This window comes from Pseudoxanthomonas sp. Soil82 (assembly GCF_040446535.1).
Taxonomy (GTDB): Bacteria; Pseudomonadota; Gammaproteobacteria; order Xanthomonadales; family Xanthomonadaceae; genus Pseudoxanthomonas; species Pseudoxanthomonas kaohsiungensis.
Map to the genome: position 1 here is coordinate 397,901 of NZ_JBEAAK010000003.1, position 20,178 is coordinate 418,078.

Here is a 20,178-nt window from a genome sequence, read left to right on the forward strand (position 1 = left end):
CTCAGGCCGTGGCGCCCGGGGCATCGGCCAGGACGGCCAGCGGACGGCGCCAGAACTGCCAGCGGCGCTGGCCGTGCTGGAGGCGGAAGCAGGCGCCGTCCTCGAAATCCAGCTGCAGCGCATCGAATTCGCGGCGGGCCATGGCCTGGAGCAGCGGCGGCAGCGCCTGCGCGGCGAGCATGTCCATGCTGCGCAGCCGGCGCATGTCGACCAGGCTGTCGCCGGCCGCGCCGCCATCGGCCGCCGCCGGCGCACTGGTGGCCGCGCCGGCCATCTGCGCCAGGCCCTGCAACAGCGGGTCCGGGCTGCGCACGTGGAGATAGCGGGACTGCACCGATGCCGGCAACCGGCCCGCGCCCCAGAACCACAGCGCGTTGATCGCCGGCTTGCCCTGCGCGGCCCGCTCGCGGTTGCGCGGATGCTGGTGCAGCACCACCTGCACCTCGGTGATCAACGCCCGCCAGCGCCGGGCCGCCGCATCGCCGCCCTGCGGCAGCGCGGCGAACAGGTCGTCGCCTACCGCCTCCTCCGGCCCGGGCAACGCCGGCAGGCGCGTGCCTTCGGGCAGGCGCAGGTACCAGCGCGCCGGATGTGGCGCGTCGAGCTGGAAACCGGCGTCCCCGAACAGCGGCCGCAACGCCGGCAACAGGGCGCGCACGTCATCCGCTTCCAGGCCCAGGCCCTCGCCCCAGCCGAGCAGGCGCGCGCCATTGAGGTCGGGCGCCACGTGCGCCGGATCGGCGCGCAGCCACGCATCGGCGACATTGCCGCCGCTGCCGTCGAAGTTGTCGCCGGCATCGACCCGGCGGGTCAGCGCGGCGACCGGCCAGTGGTCGGGCACCAGCCTGAAATGGCGGCGAAGCTGCGCCTGCGAGCCCCGTTCGCCCTCGGCGCGATCCGCGCGCCCCAGCACCCGGCCGATCGCCGCCGGCAACGGACCGGGCAGGCGCGTCCGTTCCGGCAGCAGCAGGGTGATGGTCGCCATCAGCCGAGGTAGGCGACGCCGGCGATCTCGTACTCGCGCCGGCCGCCGGGCGCGTCGATCGCGATCGCGTCGCCCTCTTCCTTGCCGATCAGCGCGCGCGCCACCGGCGAGGAGATCGCGATCAGGCCCTGCTTGATGTCGGCTTCCAGGTCGCCGACGATCTGGTAGCGGACTTCCTCGTCCGTCTCCACGTCGGCCAGGGTCACGGTGGCACCGAACACGACCTTGCTGCCGGCGTTGAGCTTGGCCACGTCGATCAGGTCGGCGTGCGAGAGCTCGCTCTCCAGCTGCTTGATCCGTCCTTCGATGAAGCCCTGCTGTTCGCGCGCGGCGTGGTACTCGGCGTTCTCCTTGAGGTCGCCGTGGCCGCGCGCCTCGGCGATCGCGGCGATCACCTCCGGGCGCTTCACCGACTTCAGGTGGTCGAGTTCGTCGCGCAGGCGCTGGGCGCCCTTCAGCGTCATCGGGGCTCTCACGATTGCAGCTCCTTGTGCAGCTCCTGCAGCGACCACACCGGGCCGGTCCCGCGGAATTCAAGCGAATGCACCAGCGCCTTGGCGCCGGCGATGGTGGTCGAGTAGGTGACGCGCTGCTGCAGCGCCTCGCGCCGGATCGAGAACGAGTCGGCGATCGCCGCGCGCCCCTCGGTGGTGTTGACGATGTAGGCGATCTCGCCGTTCTTGATCGAGTCGACGATGTGCGGGCGCCCTTCGGCAACCTTGTTCACCACCGCGCACTCCAGCCCGTTCTGCTGCAGCCAGGCCGCGGTGCCGCGGGTGGCGACCAGGCTGAAGCCGCGCTCGACCAGGGCCTGGGCCACCGGCAGCACCCGCTTCTTGTCCGGGTCGCGGACCGAGACGAACGCCTTGCCCGGGGCCGGGGCCTTGATCCCGCCAGCCTCCTGCGCGCGCGCCATGGCGGCGCCGAAGCTGCGGCCCACGCCCATCACCTCGCCGGTGGAGCGCATCTCCGGGCCGAGGATCGGATCGACGCCCTGGAACTTGGCGAACGGGAAGATCGCTTCCTTCACCGAGTAGTAGTCCGGCACGACCTCCCGGGTCGCGTCCTGCTCGGCCAGCGAGCGGCCGGCCATGCAGCGCGCGGCGATCTTGGCCAGCGCCACGCCGGTGGCCTTGGACACGAACGGCACGGTGCGCGAGGCGCGCGGGTTCACTTCCAGCAGGTAGACGGTGTCGCTGCCGTCCTCGTTGGGCTGGATCGCGAACTGGGTGTTCATCAGGCCGACCACGTTCAGCGCCTTGGCCAGTTCGATCACCTGGCGACGCAGCTCGTCCTGGGTGGCCGCGGTGAGCGAGTACGGCGGCAGCGAGCACGAGGAGTCGCCGGAGTGCACGCCGGCCTCCTCGATGTGCTCCATCACCCCGCCGATCAGGGTGGCGCCGGTGGAGTCGGCGATCAGGTCGACGTCGACCTCCACCGCGTTGTCCAGGAACCGGTCCAGCAGCACCGGCGAATCGTTGGATACCTTGACCGCGTCGCGCACGTAGCGGGCCAGGTCCGACTCGCCATAGACGATCTCCATCGCGCGGCCGCCGAGCACGTAGCTCGGGCGCACCACCAGCGGATAGCCGATCTCGCGGGCCAGGACCAGCGCTTCCTCGGCGTTGCGGGCGATGCGGTTGGGCGGCTGCTTCAGGCCCAGCCTGTCGACCAGCTGCTGGAACCGTTCGCGGTCCTCGGCCAGGTCGATCGAGTCGGGCGAGGTGCCGATCACCGGCACGCCGTTGGCTTCCAGCGCGCGCGCCAGCTTCAGCGGGGTCTGGCCGCCGTACTGCACGATCACGCCCTTGGGCTGCTCGAGCTCGACGATCTCCAGCACGTCCTCGAGGGTGAGCGGCTCGAAGTACAGGCGGTCGGACGTGTCGTAATCGGTGGACACGGTCTCCGGGTTGCAGTTGACCATGATCGTCTCGTAGCCGTCCTCGCGCAGGGCGAGGGCCGCGTGGACGCAGCAGTAGTCGAACTCGATGCCCTGGCCGATGCGGTTGGGGCCGCCGCCCAGGATCATGATCTTGTCGCGCCCGGTCGGCTCGGCCTCGCACTCGTCCTCGTAGGTCGAGTAGAGGTAGGCGGTGCTGGTGGCGAACTCGGCGGCGCAGGAGTCCACCCGCTTGTAGACCGGCTTGACCTTGTGCGCGCGGCGCAGGGCGCGGATGCCTGCTTCGTTGGTACCGGCCAGCTGGGCCAGGCGGGCGTCGGAGAAGCCGTCGCGCTTGAGCTTGCGCAGGCGCGCGGCGTCGAGCGAGTCCAGGCCTTCGGCCGCCAGCGCCTTCTCCTCCTGGATGATCTCCTCGATCTGGTCGAGGAACCAGGGGTCGATGAACGAGAGCGCGTGGATGTCCTCCACGCTCATTCCGGCGCGGAACGCATCGGCGACGTAGAACAGGCGCTCCGGGCCCGGCGCCTTGAGCTCGCGGCGCAGGGTGGCCAGGTCGTCCTCGTCCGCCAGGTCCAGGCCGGTGGGATCGAAGCCGACCTTGCCGGTCTCCAGCCCGCGCAGGGCCTTCTGCACCGATTCGCGGAAAGTGCGGCCCATCGCCATCACCTCGCCCACCGACTTCATCTGGGTGGTCAGGCGGGCATCGGCCTGCGGGAACTTCTCGAACGCGAAGCGCGGGATCTTGGTGACCACGTAGTCGATCGCCGGCTCGAACGAGGCCGGGGTCTTGCCGCCGGTGATCTCGTTCTTCAGCTCGTCCAGGGTGTAGCCGACGGCCAGCTTGGCGGCGACCTTGGCTATCGGGAAGCCCGTCGCCTTGGAGGCCAGCGCCGACGAACGCGACACGCGCGGGTTCATCTCGATCACGACCACGCGGCCGGTCTGCGCGTTGATGCCGAACTGCACGTTCGACCCGCCCGTGTCCACCCCGATCTTGCGCAGCACCGCGATGGAGGCGTCGCGCAGGCGCTGGTACTCCTTGTCGGTCAGGGTCTGCGCCGGGGCGACGGTGATCGAGTCGCCGGTGTGCACGCCCATCGGGTCCAGGTTCTCGATCGAGCAGACGATGATGCAGTTGTCCGCCTTGTCGCGGACCACCTCCATCTCGAACTCCTTCCAGCCCAGCACCGATTCCTCCACCAGCACCTCGGTGGTCGGCGACAGCTCCAGGCCGCGGTTGACGATCTCGATCAGCTCCTCGCGGTTGTAGGCGATGCCGCCGCCGCTGCCGCCCAGGGTGAAGCTGGGGCGGATGATGGTCGGGTAGCCGACGCGGGTCTGGATGTCGAGCGCCTCCTCGAGCGTGTGCGCGACCTCGGCCTTCGGGCACTCCAGGCCGATCTCGCCCATCGCCACCCGGAACAGCTCGCGGTCCTCGGCCATGCGGATGGCCTCGCGCGAGGCGCCGATCAGCTCGACCCCGTACTTCTCCAGGACGCCGTGGTCGGCCAGGTCGAGCGCGCAGTTGAGCGCGGTCTGCCCGCCCATGGTCGGCAGCAGCGCGTCGGGCTTCTCCTTGGCGATGATCTTCTCGACCGTCTGCCAGTTGATCGGCTCGATGTACACCGCGTCGGCGGTGTCCGGGTCGGTCATGATCGTGGCCGGGTTGCTGTTGACCAGCACCACGCGGTAGCCCTCCTCGCGCAGCGCCTTGCAGGCCTGCGCGCCCGAATAGTCGAACTCGCAGGCCTGGCCGATGACGATCGGGCCGGCGCCGATGATGAGGATGGTCTGGATGTCGCTGCGCTTGGGCATCTCGTTCTCTGCTCGTTCCCCGGGGGGATCAGGGGCTGCCGGCCGCGGCGGTCTTCGCGCCGGGGCCGATGTACTTGTCGAAGAAGGCCAGCATCTTCGTGTAGAGGTTCACGTTGTTCTGCAGGTCGCGGAAGCCGTGCGCCTCCTTCGGCTCGACCACCACCACCTCCGGCTGCTTGCCGACCTTCTCCATCTGGTCGATCAGGAAGTTCATGTTCTTGATCGGCACGCGCACGTCCTTGGCACCGTGGACGAGCATCACCGGGATCTTCAGCCTGTCCACGCCATAGGCCGGCGACTGGGCGACCCGCTCGGCCTTGGTCGGCGGATACACGTCCTTCAGGTAGTTGCGGCCGGCTTCGTGGTCGCCGATGTCCGAGCTGCGCTGGGCATCCAGGTCGTAGACGCCGACGTAGCCCACCGTGCAGCGGTACAGGTCCGGCTCGCGCACCGCGCTCATCAGCGCCGCGTAGCCGCCGTAGGACGCGCCGTAGATGCAGACCCGCTTCGGGTCGGCGATGCCCTGGGCGACGGCCCACTTCACCGCGTCGGTGAGGTCGTCCTGCATGACCGTGCCCCACTTGCGGTAGCCCAGGCCCTCGAAGGCGTTGCCGTAGCCGCCCGAGCCGCGGTAGTTGACCTGCAGCACGGCGTAGCCGCGGTTGGCCAGCAGCTGGACCTCCGGGTTGAAGCCCCATTCGTCGCGCGGACCGTGCGGGCCGCCGTGCGGGTTGATGATCAGCGGCAGGTTCTTGCCGTTGCTGCCGGCGGGGATGGTGATGTAGCCGTGCAGCGGCAGGCCGTCGCGCGCCTTGAAGCTGATCGGCTTCATTTCGGACATTTCAGCGGGCTTGATCCACTCCATGCTGCCGGCGAGGAATTCGGCCTTTCCGCTGGTGCGGTCGAACAGGTAGGCCTCCGACGGCATGCGGTCCGAGTAGGCGCGCAAGGCGAGGTAGCGGCCATCGTCGGAAGGACGCAGGAAGCTCACCGCCTTGCCGGGGAAGGCCTTGACCAGGCCGGCATAGGCCAGGGTCTCGGGATGGTCGCCCGCGACCCAGTCCCAGTAGGGGATGCCGTCCTCGTACCGCACCCCGAGCAGGGTCTTGCGGTCGCTGCTCCAGACCAGGCCGGACGGGCTGACCGTGCCATTGTTGGAAAGCTGCCGCTCCTCCCGCGTCTCGCTGTCGAGCAGCACGATCGCCTCGGGCTTGCCCTCGATGCCCTTGGCCATGTAGACGTGGCGGTTGTCGCCGGCGAAACCCAGCGGACGGTAGGTCGCGCCGTTGCGTTCGCTGCGGTGCACCTGGGTCCACTTGTCGCCGTCGCGGCGATAGGTGACGTTGGTGCCGTCGTTCATCTCGCCCCACACGTAGCGCGGGTTGCGCTCGTGGTCGACGAGGAAGCGTCCCTGCTCCACGGGTGCGGTCGCCACGGTCACCAGGCGGCCGTTGTAGACGTCGAGCTTGGACAGGTAGGACGTCTCCACCGACCGCTCCACCAGGATGGTGCGCGGGTCTTCGGGCGTCAGGCTGACGATGTTGTAGTAGGCGCCATTGGGAATGTCGATGCGCTGGGTACCGTCGATGTTCGACGCGTACATGTCGCCCTTGGACGTCTCGAAGTCGAAACGGCCGGTCTTGAAGCTGACGTTGAACAGCAGGCGTTCGTTGTTGACCCAGTAGACCTCGCGGAAATGGCGGTCGGGGCCGAAGTCCCACTTGCCGACGACGCCCTTGTCCGCGACCCGCAGAACGGCCAGCACGGTCCGGTCTTCCTGCGGCACCGTCACCGCCATGTGCTTGCCATCCGGCGAAAGGCTGATCGCGGTGAACTCCGGATCCTTGAAGAAATCCGCGATCGGCACTTCGCGCGCCGCGGCGTCGAAGCCCAGCACCAGCATCACCACCAGCAGCATCCCTTTCAGCAGTCGCATTCCCTTACTCCTGTCGCGTGTGGATTCCAGCAAGACGGCGCGAAGGCGGGCTCAAGCCGCCATCGACGCCACGAAACGGTCGAACAGCGGCGCCACGTCGTGCGGGCCGGGCGAGGCTTCCGGGTGCCCCTGGAAGCTGAAGGCCGGGGCGTCGGTCAGCTCGATGCCCTGGTTGGTGCCGTCGAACAGCGAGCGGTGGGTGACGCGCACGTTGCCCGGCAGGGTCGACTCGTCGACCGCGAAGCCGTGGTTCTGCGAGGTGATCATCACCCGCCCGGTGTCGAGGTCGATCACCGGATGGTTGGCGCCATGGTGGCCATGGCCCATCTTCAGCGTCTTCGCGCCGGCGGCCAGCGCCAGCAGCTGGTGGCCGAGGCAGATGCCGAACAGCGGCACCTTCTTTGCCGTGAACTCGCGGATCGCGGCGATCGCGTAGTCGCACGGCTCGGGGTCGCCCGGCCCGTTGGACATGAACACCCCGTGCGGCGACATCGCCAGCACCTCCGCGGCGGGCGTCTGCGCCGGCACCACGGTGACTTCGCAGCCGCGCTCGGCGAGCATGCGCAGGATGTTGGTCTTGACCCCGAAGTCGTAGGCCACGACCTTGAACTTCGGCTCGGCGCGCACGAACTGGTTGCGGTCCAGGTCGAGCTGGCCGTCGCTCCATCCGTAACGCTCGGTGGTGCTGACCACCTTGGCCAGGTCCATGCCCTTCAGGCCGGGGAACTTGCGCGCCGCCTCGAGCGCCTGCTCGACGTCGATCGTGCCGGCCATCAGCGCGCCGTTCTGGGCACCGCGCTCGCGCAGGATCCGGGTCAGCTTGCGGGTATCGATGCCGGCGATGGCGACCACGCCGCGCGCCGCCAGCCAGTCCTGCAGCGAGGCCTGGCTGCGCCAGCTGCTCGGACGGCGCGGCACGTCGCGCACGATCAGGCCGGCCGACCAGACCTTGGCGGCCTCGTCGTCCTGGTCGGTGCAACCGGTGTTGCCAATGTGGGGATACGTGAGGGTGACCAGCTGGCGGGCGTAGGAGGGATCGGTGACGATCTCCTGGTAACCGGTCATGGCGGTGTTGAACACCACTTCGCCGACCGACAGGCCGCTGGCGCCTACGGATTCGCCCTCGAACACGGTGCCGTCTTCGAGGACGAGGATTGCGGGTTGGGTCACGTCGTTCGCCTTGGTGTGGGGGAGCCCTGTCGCGGCCGGGCGCGTCGGAGCCGGGCTGCAAGAAACCGCGGACTCGGTTTCTCTCCGGTCCGGGGCGGGGGTAACAGGCGAGCGAGAATTGTACCGGCGAAGGCCGCAAAAGGAAACGCCGCCGCGGCGTCGCTGAATACGACAGCCGGATGCGTTCAGTCCAGGCCGAACAGCAGTCCGCGCATCGTATGCAGGCCCGGATCGCGCCCGGCCAGGCGGATCGCGGCCTGCAACGCGCCACGGGCGAAGATGTCGCGGCTGGTGGCGCGATGGACCAGTTCGATGCGCTCGCCCTGCCCGGCGAACTGGACCACGTGTTCGCCGACGATGTCGCCGGCGCGCAGGCTGGCATAGCGCGCCTGCGCCCCGCCGCGCCCGGCCGATTCGCCCAGGGTGAGTGCGGTGCCGGACGGCGCATCCTTCTTGTGGACGTGGTGCGATTCGACGATGTCGCAGTCCCAGCCCGGCAGTGCACGCGCCGCGCGCTCCACCAGCTCGTCGAGCACGGCGACCCCGACGCTGAAGTTGGACGCCCACAACACCGGAATCGTCGCGGCCGCCGATTCCAGCGCCGCGCGTTGATTGGCCGCCAGGCCGGTCGTCCCCGACACCAGTGCCCGCCGGCGCGCCACGCACAGCGCCAGCACCGGATCGAAGCCCTCGGGCAGGCTGAAATCGACCGCCACGTCGAACTCCGGCACGCCGGCCAGCTCGCCCCCGGCGAAGAACGGGACCCCGTCGACTACCCGCTGCGCCGGCGCCCGCCCCGTCACCGCGGCCACCACCTGCCAGGTTTCCGGCGCTCCGGCCGCCAGCCGGAGCAGCGCCTGGCCCATGCGCCCGGACGCGCCGTGGATGAGAACCCGTAGAGGCTTGGTATTCATAGTCCGACGAGGCTAGCCGGCCGCGCGCCCGCGCGGCAAGTCGGACGCGGGCGATCCACGCGGAATCGCCGACGCGGCGGCCGCAGCCGCAGGGTTACCAGACCAGGTCGTCCGGCACCTGGTAGCGCGGATCGGCGTACGGATCGTCGCCGGCAGGTGCGGAGGGGTCGACCTTCAACGCCAGCGCGGCGGGGAAGACGGCCTCCGCCTCGGCCAGCACCGCCGCCTCGACCAGCAGGTAGCGGCCATTGAGCTGGACCACGCCCAGCTCGCCGGCGTTGAGCGCCTTCAGCTGCGCCTCGTTGACGTAGATGCGCTTGATCTTGCCGCCGTACTCGAAATGGCGTGCGATCTCGGCGGCCGGATCGTTCAGGCCCTTGTCCTGCAGCAGCGCTTCCAGCCTGGCGCGGGCTTCGCGCCGCTGGCGTGCCTCCTCCTGCCTGCGCTGCTCGGCCTCGATCCGTTCCTGCTTTTCCTTCTGCGCACGCAACGCGAAGGCCTTGCCCAGGTCCATCTCCGCCGAACCGCCGTGGGCGCCGGGTTTGCGCGGGCCGCGCGCCGCGGCGCCGTCCCGCCTCTCGCCGCGGGTGCCGCCAGGCTTGCCCTGCCCCGCCGCGGACTTGGCCTGCCCCGGCCTGCCGCCCTGCCCCGGTCGCGCATGCGGCGGCTTGCCGCCGGGCTTGCGCTCGGGCGCAGGCGCGGGCTTGAAGCCGAGGGTGAGCAACTGGTCGCGCAGGCTGTCGGTCATCGTCGATCGTCGGAGCTGTCGGCCAGCGGCGCGAAGGCCGCAAGCCAGGTAGATGGGCTGTCAGTAGTGGGGCGGCGGCGGTTCGCTGCCGGCGTCGGCGTACAGCGCGCCACGCAGCCCGCGCAGGTCGGCCAGGACCGCCTGCAGCAGCTCGTCGCTGCGGGCACGCTCCAGCCGCGCCTCGGCCAGTGCGTCGCCCAGCTCGGCCAGGGCGTGCTCCTGGAAGGCCAGCCGGGTTTCCAGCTCGACCAGGCGCTGCTCCAGGCCGCTGGCCGGCCCCAGGCCGGGGATCTGTTCCTGCGCCGGACTCATGCCACGCTCCTGGTTGCCGTCCGTACCGAACGGCCGCGCCCGATGCCGTAGTAGGCCAGGCCGGCGGCCTCCACCTCCTCCGGCTCGTACAGGTTGCGCCCGTCGAACACCACCGCGTCGCCCAGCGCCGCGTGCAGGCGGGAGAAATCCGGGCTGCGGAATTCCTTCCACTCGGTCACCACGGCCAAGGCGTCGGCCCCTTCGAGCGCCGATGCGGCCGACGTGCACAGCACCAGGTCGTCGCGCTCGCCGAAGATCCGCCGCGCCTCGGCGGTCGCCTCGGGGTCGTAGGCGCGAACGCTCGCGCCGGCCTCCCAGAGCTGCTCCAGCAGGCGGCGGCTGGACGCCTCGCGCATGTCGTCGGTGTTGGGTTTGAACGCCAGCCCCCACACCGCGAAGACCTTGCCGCGCACGCCTTCGTCCTCGCCACGGTCGTAGTGCTGCTGGACCAGCTCGAACAGGCGGCCCTTCTGCCGGAAGTTGACCGACTCCACCGCTTCGAGCAGTTCGGCCGCGTAACCGTTCTGGCGGGCAGTGCGCGCAAGCGCCTGCACGTCCTTGGGGAAGCACGACCCGCCGTAACCGGCGCCGGCATAGATGAAATGCCGGCCGATCCGCGGATCGGAGCCGATCCCCTGGCGCACGGCCTCGATGTCGGCGCCGACGCGCTCGGCGATGTTGGCGATCTCGTTCATGAAACTGATCTTGGTCGCCAGCATCGCATTGGCGGCGTACTTGGTCAGCTCGGCCGAACGCACGTCCATCACCACGAAACGGTCGTGGTTGCGGCTGAAGGCGGCGTACAGGCGCCGCATCCGCGCAACCGCGGCGGGATTGTCGGCGCCGATGACGATGCGGTCCGGGCGCATGCAGTCGGCGACCGCATCCCCCTCTTTCAGGAACTCGGGGTTGGACACCACGTCGAATGCCACCTCGACGCCACGCGCCTCCAGTTCGGCCGCGATCGCCCCGCGCACGCGGTCGGCGGTGCCTACCGGCACGGTCGACTTGTCCACCACGACCAGCGGCCGGTCGATGTGCCGGCCGATGGTCCGGGCTACCGCCAGCACGTACTGCAGGTCGGCGCTGCCGTCTTCGTCCGGCGGCGTGCCCACCGCAATGAACACGATCTCGCCATGGCCGATCGCGGCGGCCGCGTCGGTGGTGAAATGCAGGCGGCCGGCGGCGTGGCTGGCCCGGACCATCGGTTCCAGCCCCGGCTCGTAGATCGGCACCTGGCCGTTCCTCAGCCCTTCGATCTTGGCTGCGTCCACGTCGACGCAGACCACGTCATGGCCGACCTCGGCCAGGCACGCTCCCGTGACCAGGCCGACGTAACCGGTACCGAAAATCGAAACGCGCACGTGCGTGCTCCCGCCGCGGGCCCCTTACGGGACGATGCCGAGCAGCTCGACGTCGAAGGTCAGCGTCTCGTTGGGGCCGATCCGCGGCGGGCTGCCGCCGGGGCCGTAGGCCAGGTCGGACGGAATCCAGAAACGGTACTTGGCGCCGACCGGCATCAGCGCCACGCCCTCGGTCCAGCCGGCGATCACGCGGTTGAGCGGGAACTCGACCGGCTCGCCGCGCTCATAGGAGCTGTCGAACACGGTGCCGTCCAGCAGCTTGCCTTCGTAGTTGACGCGCACGGTGTCGCTGGCCAGCGGACGGGCGCCGCTGCCCTCGCGCAGGACCATGTACTGCAGCCCCGACGGCGTGGTCAGCACGCCCTTCTGCGAGCGGTTGGCGGCCAGGAACGCGGCGCCTTCGCTGCGGTTCTTCTCGCCCGCGGCGCCCTGCTGGCGCGCCATGAACGCCTGCAGGGTCGACATCGCCTCCTGCTCGGTCATCAGCGGCGCACCACTCTTGCCCAGGCTGGTGCGCACGGCCTGCATCAGCACGGCGACGTCAATCTCGTCCTTCAGCGGCAGCAGCGAGGGGCCGACCATGCGGTCGCCGACCAGCAGGCCAACCTGTTCCTTCGACGGTGCCGGCGGCTCGCCGCCCGGCGGCACGCCCGGCACCCGCTGGCCCGAGCGCACGGCGACGGCGGTCTGCAGCGCGGTGCTGGTGGCCTGCGCCTGCTCCTCGGACTGCAGCGGCTTGCCGCCGGCCAGCGCGTTCTCGAGCGCGCGTTGCATCGCGCCGAAATCGACGTCCTGGGCGATGGGCTGGAACGAGCGGGCGACGTCGAGGCCGATCGCGTAGCTCACCTTCTCCTTGTCGGTGGCCAGCGTCGTCTTGTCCTGTGCCACGGCGGCTCCTGCCATCATGCTCGCTCCCATCACCAGCGACGCCAGGGCGCCGCGCATGCGGTTGTTCATTCGTTGGTTCCCTGAAGGGTGGTTCGTTCCGCCCGGCCATGCCGGCGGACGCGCATTGTCGCACGCGCCGGCGACCTGGGTTGATGCATCAGCGCTTCGGCGCCGGAGCCTTCAGCTCGCGCTCGATCGCCGCGACCAATGCCGGATCGTCCGGCTTGACCTTGCTGGGCCAGTTGCCGACCACGCGTCCGTCGCGCGAGACCAGGTACTTGTGGAAGTTCCACCCCGGCGCCACGCCGGTGGCCGCCTGCAGGCGCCGGTAGAGCTCGGTGGTCTCCGGCCCGGTGACGTGCACCTTCTCGTACATCGGGAACTTCACCCCATAGGTGAGCGTGCAGAACTCCTGGATCTGCTCCTCGCTGCCGGGTTCCTGTCCGCGGAAGTCGTTGGACGGGAAACCGAGCACGGCGAAACCGCGGGCGCCGTAGCGCTGTTGCAGCGCTTCCAGCCCTTCGTACTGGGGGGTGTACCCGCACTTGCTCGCGGTGTTGACCACCAGCAGGACCTTGCCGCCCTGCTGCTCGTTCAGGTTCACCGCGGTCTTGCCCGCCAGCGGACGGTACTCCAGGTCCAGCAGGGCCGGCGCCGCGGCTACCGCCGGCACGGTCGCGAGCACAAGAAACCCTTTCATAAACAATGACTTGAATGTCACGAACGGCTCCTTACGAAGAAATACCCGTGGATAGGCCATTGGTTGGGTGGGTGGAGGGTTGACACCCTGTGTTTAGGTGTTATAGTTGAATACAACACCAGTCACCCAACGCAGGACACCCGCATGAAAAGCACCCTGTCCGCCTACCGCTCCTGGTTCATGGCCGTGGCCGTGACCGTCGCGGTCGTGGGAGCGACCCGGTGGCTGCCCGACCACGATGGACGCCGTGGTGATTATGGACTTGCCGAGGCCGCCGCGGAACGCGGCGACGCCGGCCTGGACGCGGCCGCGGAGCGGCCGGCGCGCAGGCTGCGGGCCTCGTCGACCATGCCCTATTTCTCCTTTGCGCAGTCGCTGCGCTCACGGGGTTGACCATGAGTGACATCCAGTGGAGCGACGGCGCTCCCATCTACCGCCAACTGAAGGACCGCGTGATCGCCATGATGCTCGACGGGATCCTGAAACCGGGCGAGGCCCTGCCCTCGGTCCGCCAGGTGGCCGCCGAGTACCAGCTCAACCCGATCACCGTCTCCCGCGCCTACCAGGAGCTGGCCGACGAGGGCCTGGTCGAGAAGCGGCGCGGCCTGGGCATGTTCGTTACCGAAGAGGCGTCCCGGCAGCTGCGCAGCAGCGAACGCGAGCGCTTCCTGAAGGACGAATGGCCGGCCGTGGCCGAGCGCATCCAGCGCCTGGGCCTGTCCCTCCAAGACCTGCTCAACCCCCAGGGGAACCACTGATGAACGCTGCCGATTCCCACATCGCCGACCCCGGCGCCAGCACCGCCACCGGCGCGGTCGTCACCGCCCGCGGCCTGCGCAAGGCCTACAAGAACAAGGTGGCCGTCTCCGGCGCCGACTTCGAGATCGGCGCCGGCCGCATCGTCGGCCTGATCGGCCCCAACGGCGCCGGCAAGACCACCGCACTGAAGGCGATCCTCGGGCTGACCCCGTTCGAGGGCCAGCTGAGCGTACTGGGCAAGGACCCGCGGACCCAGCGCGACGAGCTGATGAACGACGTCTGCTTCATCGCCGACGTGGCGGTGCTGCCGCGCTGGATCCGGGTTCGCGAGGCGATCGACTTCGTCGCCGGCGTGCATCCGCGGTTCGACCGGGCCAAGTGCGAGCGCTTCCTCGCCAACACCCAGCTGCACCCCAAGCTGCGGGTGCGCGAGATGTCCAAGGGCATGATCGTGCAGCTGCACCTGGCGCTGGTCATGGCCATCGACGCCCGCCTGCTGGTGCTCGACGAGCCGACCCTGGGCCTGGACATCCTCTACCGCAAGCAGTTCTACCAGCGCCTGCTGGAAGACTACTTCGACGAAAACAAGACCATCCTGGTCACCACCCACCAGGTCGAGGAGATCGAACACATCCTCACCGACGTGCTGTTCATCCGCGATGGCCGGATGGTGCTGTCCTCGCCGATGGAGGACGTGGCCGAACGCTACACCGAGGTGCTGGTGGGCAGCGACGCGCTGGAAGCGGCGCGTGCGCTCAGGCCCATCGACGAGCGCGCCCTGCCCTTCGGCAAGACCGTGCTGCTCTACGACGGCGTGCCGAGGGCGCAGCTGTCGACCCTGGGCGAGACCCGCAACCCCGGCCTCGCCGACCTGTTCGTCGCCATCATGAAGGGGACCTACGCATGAACGCCCTGACCGCATCGTCCGCCTCCCCCGCCCACGGCACGGCCAAGTTCAAGTGGCTGCTGCAGCGCGAATACTGGGAAAACCGTGGCGGTTTCTTCTGGGCGCCGCTGATCACCGGCGCGATTATCGTCGGCCTGAACCTGATCCTGGCGGTGATCGGCAGCATCGCCGCGCGCCGCAGCATGGGCAGCAGCGGCTTCGTGTTCGACGACGACACCGACGCCCACCAGATCGGCCAGGCGCTCGGCGCGATGGGCGACGGCATGCTGCTCGGCGGCGTGGCGCTGGCCTGCGTGGTGCTCGCCTTCGTGGTGTTCTTCTACGCGCTGGGCTCCCTGTACGACGACCGCCGCGACCGCAGCGTGCTGTTCTGGAAGTCGCTGCCGGTGTCGGATTCGCAGATGGTCCTGTCCAAGGCCGCCTGGGCGCTGGTGCTGGCGCCGCTGTGGGCGATCGGCGTGGGCCTGCTGATCGGCGTGGCGCTGTGGGTGATCTCGGCGCTGACCATCACCGTCAACGGCGTGCCCGCCGCGCACGCGGTGTTCACCCAGTCGCATCCGATGCGCATCATCGGCGGCGTGCTGGCCTCGCTGCCGGTGTACATGGTCTGGGCGCTGCCGACCGTGGGCTGGCTGATGTTCTGCTCGGCCTGGGCGCGCTCCAAGCCATTCCTGTGGGCGGTGCTGGTGCCGGTGCTGGCCTGCGTGGTGATCAGCATGATGACGATCCTGCCGGGCGTGGACATCGCCCACGACAAGGTCTGGTACACGGTGGTCTACCGCGGCCTGCTGAGCGTGATCCCCGGCGGCTGGTACCCGGTGGTGGGCGGCGTGGTCGGCGAGTCGGCGCACATCGGCACGCCCGACGACCTGGCCGGCGCGATCGACCTGACCCGCAGCTGGCATGTCTTCGCCACGGCGGACCTGTGGATCGGCGCGGTGGTCGGCGTCGCCTTCATCGCCGCCGCCATCCGCCTGCGCCGCTGGCGCGACGAAGGCTGAACTTCCCGCCGTCCCGAACTTGCCGAGGTATCGCGATGCGTCCCGTCCTGACCCTGCTGCTGCCGCTGCTGCTCGCCCCGTCCCTGGCCCTGGCTGGCGACAACTGCACCCACACCGCGCCGCGCCAGCTGCAGCTGGACGTGGCCGGGATGAAGAAGATCCGGGTCGAGACCAACCAGTTCGACATCGACCTGCGCGCCACCGGCGGCCCGAGCCACGCCGTGCAGGGACGGGCCTGCGCCAGCAAGCCGCAGTGGCTGGCGGACCTGACCGTGACCCAGGAGCGCAAGGGCGACACCCTGGTGGTACGCCTGCGCCGCGAGAAGGACCCCGGGCTGTCGAGCCTGTTCGGCGAGAACTACGCCTGGATGGAGCTGTCGGGCACCGTGCCGGCCGACGTGCTGGTGCAACTGGTGGTCGGCTCGGGCGACGGCTCGATCGAGGGCGCGGCCGCGGCCAGCGCCGACGTCGGTTCCGGCGACGCCGTACTGCGCAACATCCGCGGGGCTGTGACCGCCAAGGTCGGTTCCGGCGACATCGAGGTCGATGGCGCCGGCTCGCTCAATGCCCTGTCGATCGGCTCGGGCGACATCAAGGCCCGCGCCATCGGCGGCGCGGTGGAGGTCGGCAGTATTGGTTCCGGCGACTTCGAGCTGGACGGCGCGCGCGGCGACGTCCGCGTCGGCTCGATCGGATCCGGCGACGCCGAGTTGAACAAGGTCGGCGGCGCGGTCCGGATCGGCTCGGTGGGCTCGGGCGGCGCGAACGTGCGCGGCGCCGCCAGCCTGTCGGTCGGCTCGATCGGCAGCGGCGGCGTCGACCACAGCGACATCACCGGCGCGGTCGACCTGCCGCGCCGCGACTGAAACCCTGACGGAGAGCCATCATGAACCTCCATCCACGCCGCCTCCTCCTGCCCCTGCTGCTGGCCACCGTGCTGCCGCTGGGCGCGCATGCCGCCGACGCCAGCGAAAGCGAAATCAGCCGCGAGATCAGCGCCGAGCTGGCCGAGGCGCGCAAGGAAGTCCGCAGCGAGCTGGCCGCCGCCCGCGCCGAACTGGAAACCGGCAACCTGGAGCTGGGCGACGGCCTCCATTTCGGCAAGTCCGGCAAGCGCGCCCATGCCGACGCTTCGCTGCCCCGCGCGGAAATCACCCCGCGCGGCGACTTCCTGGTCGACGGCAAGGCCGTGGCCATCGATGCGCGCCAGCGCCAGGCGCTGCTCGCCTACCGCCGCCAGGTGCTGGACATCGCCCTGGCCGGCATCGACATCGGCGAACGCAGCGCGCAGATGGCCATCGACGCGGTCGACCGCGGGATCTTCAGCCTGATGCTCAGCGCCATGACCGGCAGCCTCGAGCGCAACCTGGAAAAGACCATCAAGGCGTCGATCGAGCCGGGTGTCGTCCAGATCTGCCAGAGCCTGCCGGCGCTGCACGCCTCGCAACAGCTTCTGGCACAGAGCCTGCCGCAGTTCCGGCCCTACGCCACCCTGGAGGCGGACGACGTCAAGGACTGCGAGACCGACGTCCGCCGGGAATTCGCACTGAACTGAAGGAACCGACCATGCGCAAGCTCCATGCCCTGACCCTGTTCGCCCTGCTGCCGCTGGCCGCCTGCGGCAACAACGACCCGGCGCCCCGCACCGATGCGGGCGGCCAGGCCGGCACCGCCGCGCCGGCCAACACCGCCCTGGGCCGCAAGATCCAGGAGGCCATGGCCGAGGCCAGCCGCGAGCTGGCCAGCGAGAACATCCGCGTGGGCGAGGAATCCGGCGAGCCCAAGGCCGAGATCAGCCCGCAGGGCGACTTCATCGTCGGCGGCAAGCCGGTGGCGGTGGACGAGGCGCAACGCAAGCTGCTGCTGGCCCATCGCGCCAACCTGATCGCCGTCGCGCAGGCCGGCATCGCGGTCGGCATGCAGGGCGCGGACCTGGGCCTGGAAGCGGCCACCGGCGCGCTCAAGAGCGTGTTCAACGGCAACAGCGAGGAGTTCAGCAAGGAGATGGAGGCGCGCGGCAAGCAGATCGAGGCCGACGCCATGAAGATCTGCGACGCCCTGCCGCCGCTGCTGGCCTCGCAGCATGCGCTCGCCGCAGCCCTGCCCGCGTTCCAGCCCTACGCGACCATGGACCAGACCGACATCGACGACTGCCGCCATGACGGCAGCCGCGACGTCGACAATTCCGGCGCGAACGCAAGCGCGCACGCCGGACGCGACACCGACGCCGGGCACGCCACCGATGCCGCCGCGGAGGCCGACGCGGCAGCCGCCCGCCCGCAGGACTGATCGCTCCGCCTTCCTCCGGCCGGACACGCCACGTGCGCGCCGCCGGTGGGGTCCGGCCATGACAGGGCTGGCGGGGAACCTTGGGCTGAAAGTCCGGGGTCTTCGGGTCCTCGCGTGGTTCCCCTGCTTTGCGCCGCGTTGCGCTGCTCTTGGGCAAAGCCAACCCCTGAGCCAGAGCCGGAGCCAAAGCCAAAGGCGGCCGCAGGTCGCTGGCTCCGGACGGGGCCGCCGCGCCCCGGGGATCAGGTGCACCGCTCGGGCGGACGTCCTGTCCGTACTCGCGGCCGTGGCACATCCCTGTGCCACTTGCCCCCGATCCCCGGGACACGACGGCCTCGGCCCTCCAGGGGCAGGTCTTCGATCAGATTGCGCGTGAACAGCCGAAGCTAGGCCGGACGGAGCAACCGAAGCCGCTACCCCCAACGCGCATGCAAGACGTGGCGGGCCGTGGGGGTCGTGGCAGCGGACAGGGATGTCCGCGGTAGCGAGTCCGCACAGGGATGTGCGGTCGAGCGGCCACGACCCCCGCGGTCTGCCGCGGCTCAGCCCGAAGCTGCCACTCCCCGCCAGCCCAGAGGCCGATACGCCGGAAGCTCGACCCGACCCCGCTCGATCGCGGTCCAACGCAGCGAACCGCTCAGCCGCCGCCACCGCCCGGCTTGCCGTGGATGCCGCCCTTGGCCAGGACGGCCGGATCCAGCAACGGCGCCAGCGTCTTCGCCGGCAGGCCGGTGACTTCCATCGCCACTTCCAGCACCGGACGGCCTTCCCGGTAGGCCTGCTTGGCGATCGCCGCGCCCTTCTCGTAGCCGATCACCGGATTGAGCGCGGTGACCAGGATCGGATTGCGGTCCAGCGCTTCCTTCACCCGGTCCGGCCGCACCTTGAGTCCGGCGATCGCCGAGTCGGCCAGCAGGCGCGACACATTGGCCAGCAGCTGGATCGATTCGAGCAGGTTGGCCGCGATCAGCGGCAGGGTCACGTTGAGCTGGAAGTTGCCGGTCTGGCCGGCCACGGTAATGGCGGTGTGGTGGCCGATCACCTGCGCGGCGGCCATCACCGTCGCCTCCGGGATCACCGGATTAACCTTGCCCGGCATGATCGAACTGCCCGGCTGCAGCGCCGGCAGCTCGATCTCGCCCAGCCCCGCCAGCGGCCCGGCGTTCATCCAGCGAAGATCGTTCGCGATCTTGATCAGCGCCACCGCCAGCGCGTTGAGCTGGCCGGACAGCTCGACCGCGTCGTCCTGCGCGGCCAGCCCCTCGAACTTGTCGTCGGCGCTCTCGAACCTGGTACCGGCCAACGCGGAAATCGCCTTGGCCGTGCGCGCGCCGAAGCGCGGATCGGCATTGATGCCGCTGCCGATCGCGGTGCCGCCCAGCGGCAGCCGGCGCAGGCGCCCGAGGCTGTCTTCCAGTCGCCCCTGCGCCGACCTGAGCTGCGCGGACCAGGCGCCGAACTCCTGTTCGAAGGTCAGCGGCATCGCATCCATCAGGTGGGTGCGTCCAGTCTTGACCACGCGACGCAGTTCGCGGCCGCGCCGGTCGATGGTCTTGCGCAGGTGCGCGATCGCCGGCAGCAGCTCCTCGACCACGCCCAGCTGCGCCGACACGCGGATCGCGGTGGGGATCACGTCGTTGGAGCTCTGCCCCAGGTTGACGTGGTCGTTGGGGTGGACCTGGCCCTTGCCGGCCTTGCCCGACGCATTGGCCAGCGCGGCGATCACCTCGTTGGCATTCATGTTGGACGAAGTGCCCGACCCGGTCTGGTAGATGTCGACCGGGAAATGCGCGTCCCAGTTGCCGGCGGCCACCTCGAGCGCGGCCGCGCGCACCGCGCCGGCGACGTTCTTCGGCAGCAGGCCCAGGCCGGCATTGACCTCGGCAGCGGCCGCCTTGACGAGGCCGAGCGCGCGGATGAAGCCGCGCGGCATCGGCCGCCCGGAGATCGGGAAGTTCTGCACGGCGCGCTGGGTCTGCGCGCCCCACAGGGCGTCGGCGGGGACCTGCAACTCGCCCATGGAATCGTGTTCGGTGCGGGTGCGCGCGGCATCGCCGGCACGGGTGCGGGGCCTGGCGGCGGATGCCTGGCGGCGGCGTGCGGGGGTCTTGCTCATGACCGTCTCCAGTGAGGGATGGACTACGGCGGGCAGCCGGGATCGCCGGCGGCTGGCGGGGCTTGCGAGCATACGCCAGCGCGCGGCTGGCGCCCGTGCATCTGCGTGCGGTGATCGCCGCATGACGACGCCAGCGATCGCGACGGGAGAAGCGCGAGCGACGGCATGAAGTGGAGTCGCTTCGGACTGGCAGGGGCGTAGCAGCTTCGGGCTGAGCCGTGGCAGACCGCAGGGGTCGTGGCCGCTCGACCGCACATCCCTGTGCGGACTCGCTACCGCGGACATCCTTGTCCGCTGCCACGACCCCTGCGGTCCGCCACGTCTTGCTTGCGCCTTGATGTTGCGGCTTCGGTTGCTTCCAACCCGCCATGGCC

19 protein-coding genes are annotated in these 20,178 nt (G+C 70.0%); 7 read left to right on the top strand and 12 right to left on the bottom strand.

Annotated elements, in window-relative coordinates; translation table 11 throughout:
* Position 1 precedes the first annotated feature (1 nt).
* From ABKA19_RS10785 to ABKA19_RS10835, 11 genes are all read right to left on the bottom strand, one after another.
* Complete coding sequence (locus ABKA19_RS10785) at positions 2-985, bottom strand: phosphoglycerate mutase (RefSeq protein ID WP_353688896.1); 984 nt, start codon at positions 983-985, stop codon at positions 2-4.
* Positions 985-1,461 carry a transcription elongation factor GreA gene (greA, locus tag ABKA19_RS10790; RefSeq protein WP_162377462.1) on the bottom strand — a complete coding sequence of 159 codons (477 nt, stop codon included), beginning with the start codon at positions 1,459-1,461 and terminating at the stop codon, positions 985-987. Before greA ends, ABKA19_RS10785 begins: the two co-directional genes overlap by 1 nt.
* Positions 1,458-4,700, bottom strand: a complete 3,243-nt coding sequence (gene carB / locus ABKA19_RS10795) for a carbamoyl-phosphate synthase large subunit (RefSeq protein ID WP_353688897.1) — start codon at positions 4,698-4,700, stop codon at positions 1,458-1,460. The genes greA and carB overlap by 4 nt, the downstream gene beginning before the upstream one ends.
* Before the next feature lie 28 nt (positions 4,701-4,728).
* On the bottom strand, positions 4,729-6,636 hold the full coding sequence (locus ABKA19_RS10800) for a S9 family peptidase (RefSeq protein WP_353688898.1): 1,908 nt from the start codon (positions 6,634-6,636) through the stop codon (positions 4,729-4,731).
* A 51-nt stretch (positions 6,637-6,687) separates the two neighbouring features.
* Entirely contained in the window at positions 6,688-7,806 is a 1,119-nt protein-coding gene (gene carA, locus ABKA19_RS10805; protein WP_353688899.1) for a glutamine-hydrolyzing carbamoyl-phosphate synthase small subunit, read from the bottom strand.
* 185 nt (positions 7,807-7,991) lie between these two features.
* Positions 7,992-8,720 carry a 4-hydroxy-tetrahydrodipicolinate reductase gene (gene dapB, locus ABKA19_RS10810; protein WP_353688900.1) on the bottom strand — a complete coding sequence of 243 codons (729 nt, stop codon included), beginning with the start codon at positions 8,718-8,720 and terminating at the stop codon, positions 7,992-7,994.
* Between the two features lie 94 nt (positions 8,721-8,814).
* Positions 8,815-9,468, bottom strand: a complete 654-nt coding sequence (locus tag ABKA19_RS10815; RefSeq protein WP_353688901.1) for a DUF2058 family protein — start codon at positions 9,466-9,468, stop codon at positions 8,815-8,817.
* Between the two features lie 60 nt (positions 9,469-9,528).
* Positions 9,529-9,780, bottom strand: coding sequence for a SlyX family protein (locus tag ABKA19_RS10820; protein WP_162377468.1), 252 nt, complete (start codon positions 9,778-9,780; stop codon positions 9,529-9,531).
* The gene (locus ABKA19_RS10825) at positions 9,777-11,144 is read right to left on the bottom strand and encodes a UDP-glucose dehydrogenase family protein (protein WP_353688902.1); all 1,368 of its coding nucleotides are present in this window, start codon (positions 11,142-11,144) and stop codon (positions 9,777-9,779) included. The genes ABKA19_RS10820 and ABKA19_RS10825 overlap by 4 nt, the downstream gene beginning before the upstream one ends.
* A gap of 24 nt (positions 11,145-11,168) precedes the next feature.
* Positions 11,169-12,101 carry an FKBP-type peptidyl-prolyl cis-trans isomerase gene (locus ABKA19_RS10830; protein ID WP_353688903.1) on the bottom strand — a complete coding sequence of 311 codons (933 nt, stop codon included), beginning with the start codon at positions 12,099-12,101 and terminating at the stop codon, positions 11,169-11,171.
* Positions 12,102-12,189: 88 nt separating this feature from the next.
* Positions 12,190-12,732 carry a glutathione peroxidase gene (locus ABKA19_RS10835; protein ID WP_353688904.1) on the bottom strand — a complete coding sequence of 181 codons (543 nt, stop codon included), beginning with the start codon at positions 12,730-12,732 and terminating at the stop codon, positions 12,190-12,192.
* A 144-nt stretch (positions 12,733-12,876) separates the two neighbouring features.
* Here ABKA19_RS10835 and ABKA19_RS10840 point away from each other — a divergent pair, with 144 nt between their 5' ends.
* The 7 genes from ABKA19_RS10840 to ABKA19_RS10870 are packed head-to-tail and all read left to right on the top strand — an operon-like array spanning position 12,877 to position 17,688.
* The gene (locus ABKA19_RS10840) at positions 12,877-13,125 is read left to right on the top strand and encodes a hypothetical protein (RefSeq protein ID WP_162377369.1); all 249 of its coding nucleotides are present in this window, start codon (positions 12,877-12,879) and stop codon (positions 13,123-13,125) included.
* Between the two features lie 2 nt (positions 13,126-13,127).
* Positions 13,128-13,490 carry a GntR family transcriptional regulator gene (locus ABKA19_RS10845; RefSeq protein ID WP_162377472.1) on the top strand — a complete coding sequence of 121 codons (363 nt, stop codon included), beginning with the start codon at positions 13,128-13,130 and terminating at the stop codon, positions 13,488-13,490.
* On the top strand, positions 13,490-14,398 hold the full coding sequence (locus ABKA19_RS10850) for an ABC transporter ATP-binding protein (RefSeq protein WP_162377473.1): 909 nt from the start codon (positions 13,490-13,492) through the stop codon (positions 14,396-14,398). The genes ABKA19_RS10845 and ABKA19_RS10850 overlap by 1 nt, the downstream gene beginning before the upstream one ends.
* Complete coding sequence (locus ABKA19_RS10855; protein ID WP_353688905.1) at positions 14,395-15,399, top strand: ABC transporter permease; 1,005 nt, start codon at positions 14,395-14,397, stop codon at positions 15,397-15,399. The genes ABKA19_RS10850 and ABKA19_RS10855 overlap by 4 nt, the downstream gene beginning before the upstream one ends.
* 35 nt (positions 15,400-15,434) lie before the next feature.
* Positions 15,435-16,265, top strand: a complete 831-nt coding sequence (locus tag ABKA19_RS10860; protein WP_353688906.1) for a DUF4097 family beta strand repeat-containing protein — start codon at positions 15,435-15,437, stop codon at positions 16,263-16,265.
* Between the two features lie 20 nt (positions 16,266-16,285).
* Positions 16,286-16,954, top strand: a complete 669-nt coding sequence (locus tag ABKA19_RS10865) for a YggN family protein (RefSeq protein WP_353688907.1) — start codon at positions 16,286-16,288, stop codon at positions 16,952-16,954.
* Positions 16,955-16,965: 11 nt separating this feature from the next.
* A complete protein-coding gene (locus ABKA19_RS10870; protein ID WP_353688908.1) occupies positions 16,966-17,688 on the top strand; it encodes a YggN family protein in 723 nt (240 codons plus the stop codon).
* 637 nt (positions 17,689-18,325) lie between these two features.
* On the opposite strand, the gene ABKA19_RS10875 is transcribed toward ABKA19_RS10870, so the two are convergent.
* Entirely contained in the window at positions 18,326-19,708 is a 1,383-nt protein-coding gene (locus ABKA19_RS10875) for a class II fumarate hydratase (protein ID WP_353689009.1), read from the bottom strand.
* Positions 19,709-20,178: the final 470 nt, after the last annotated feature.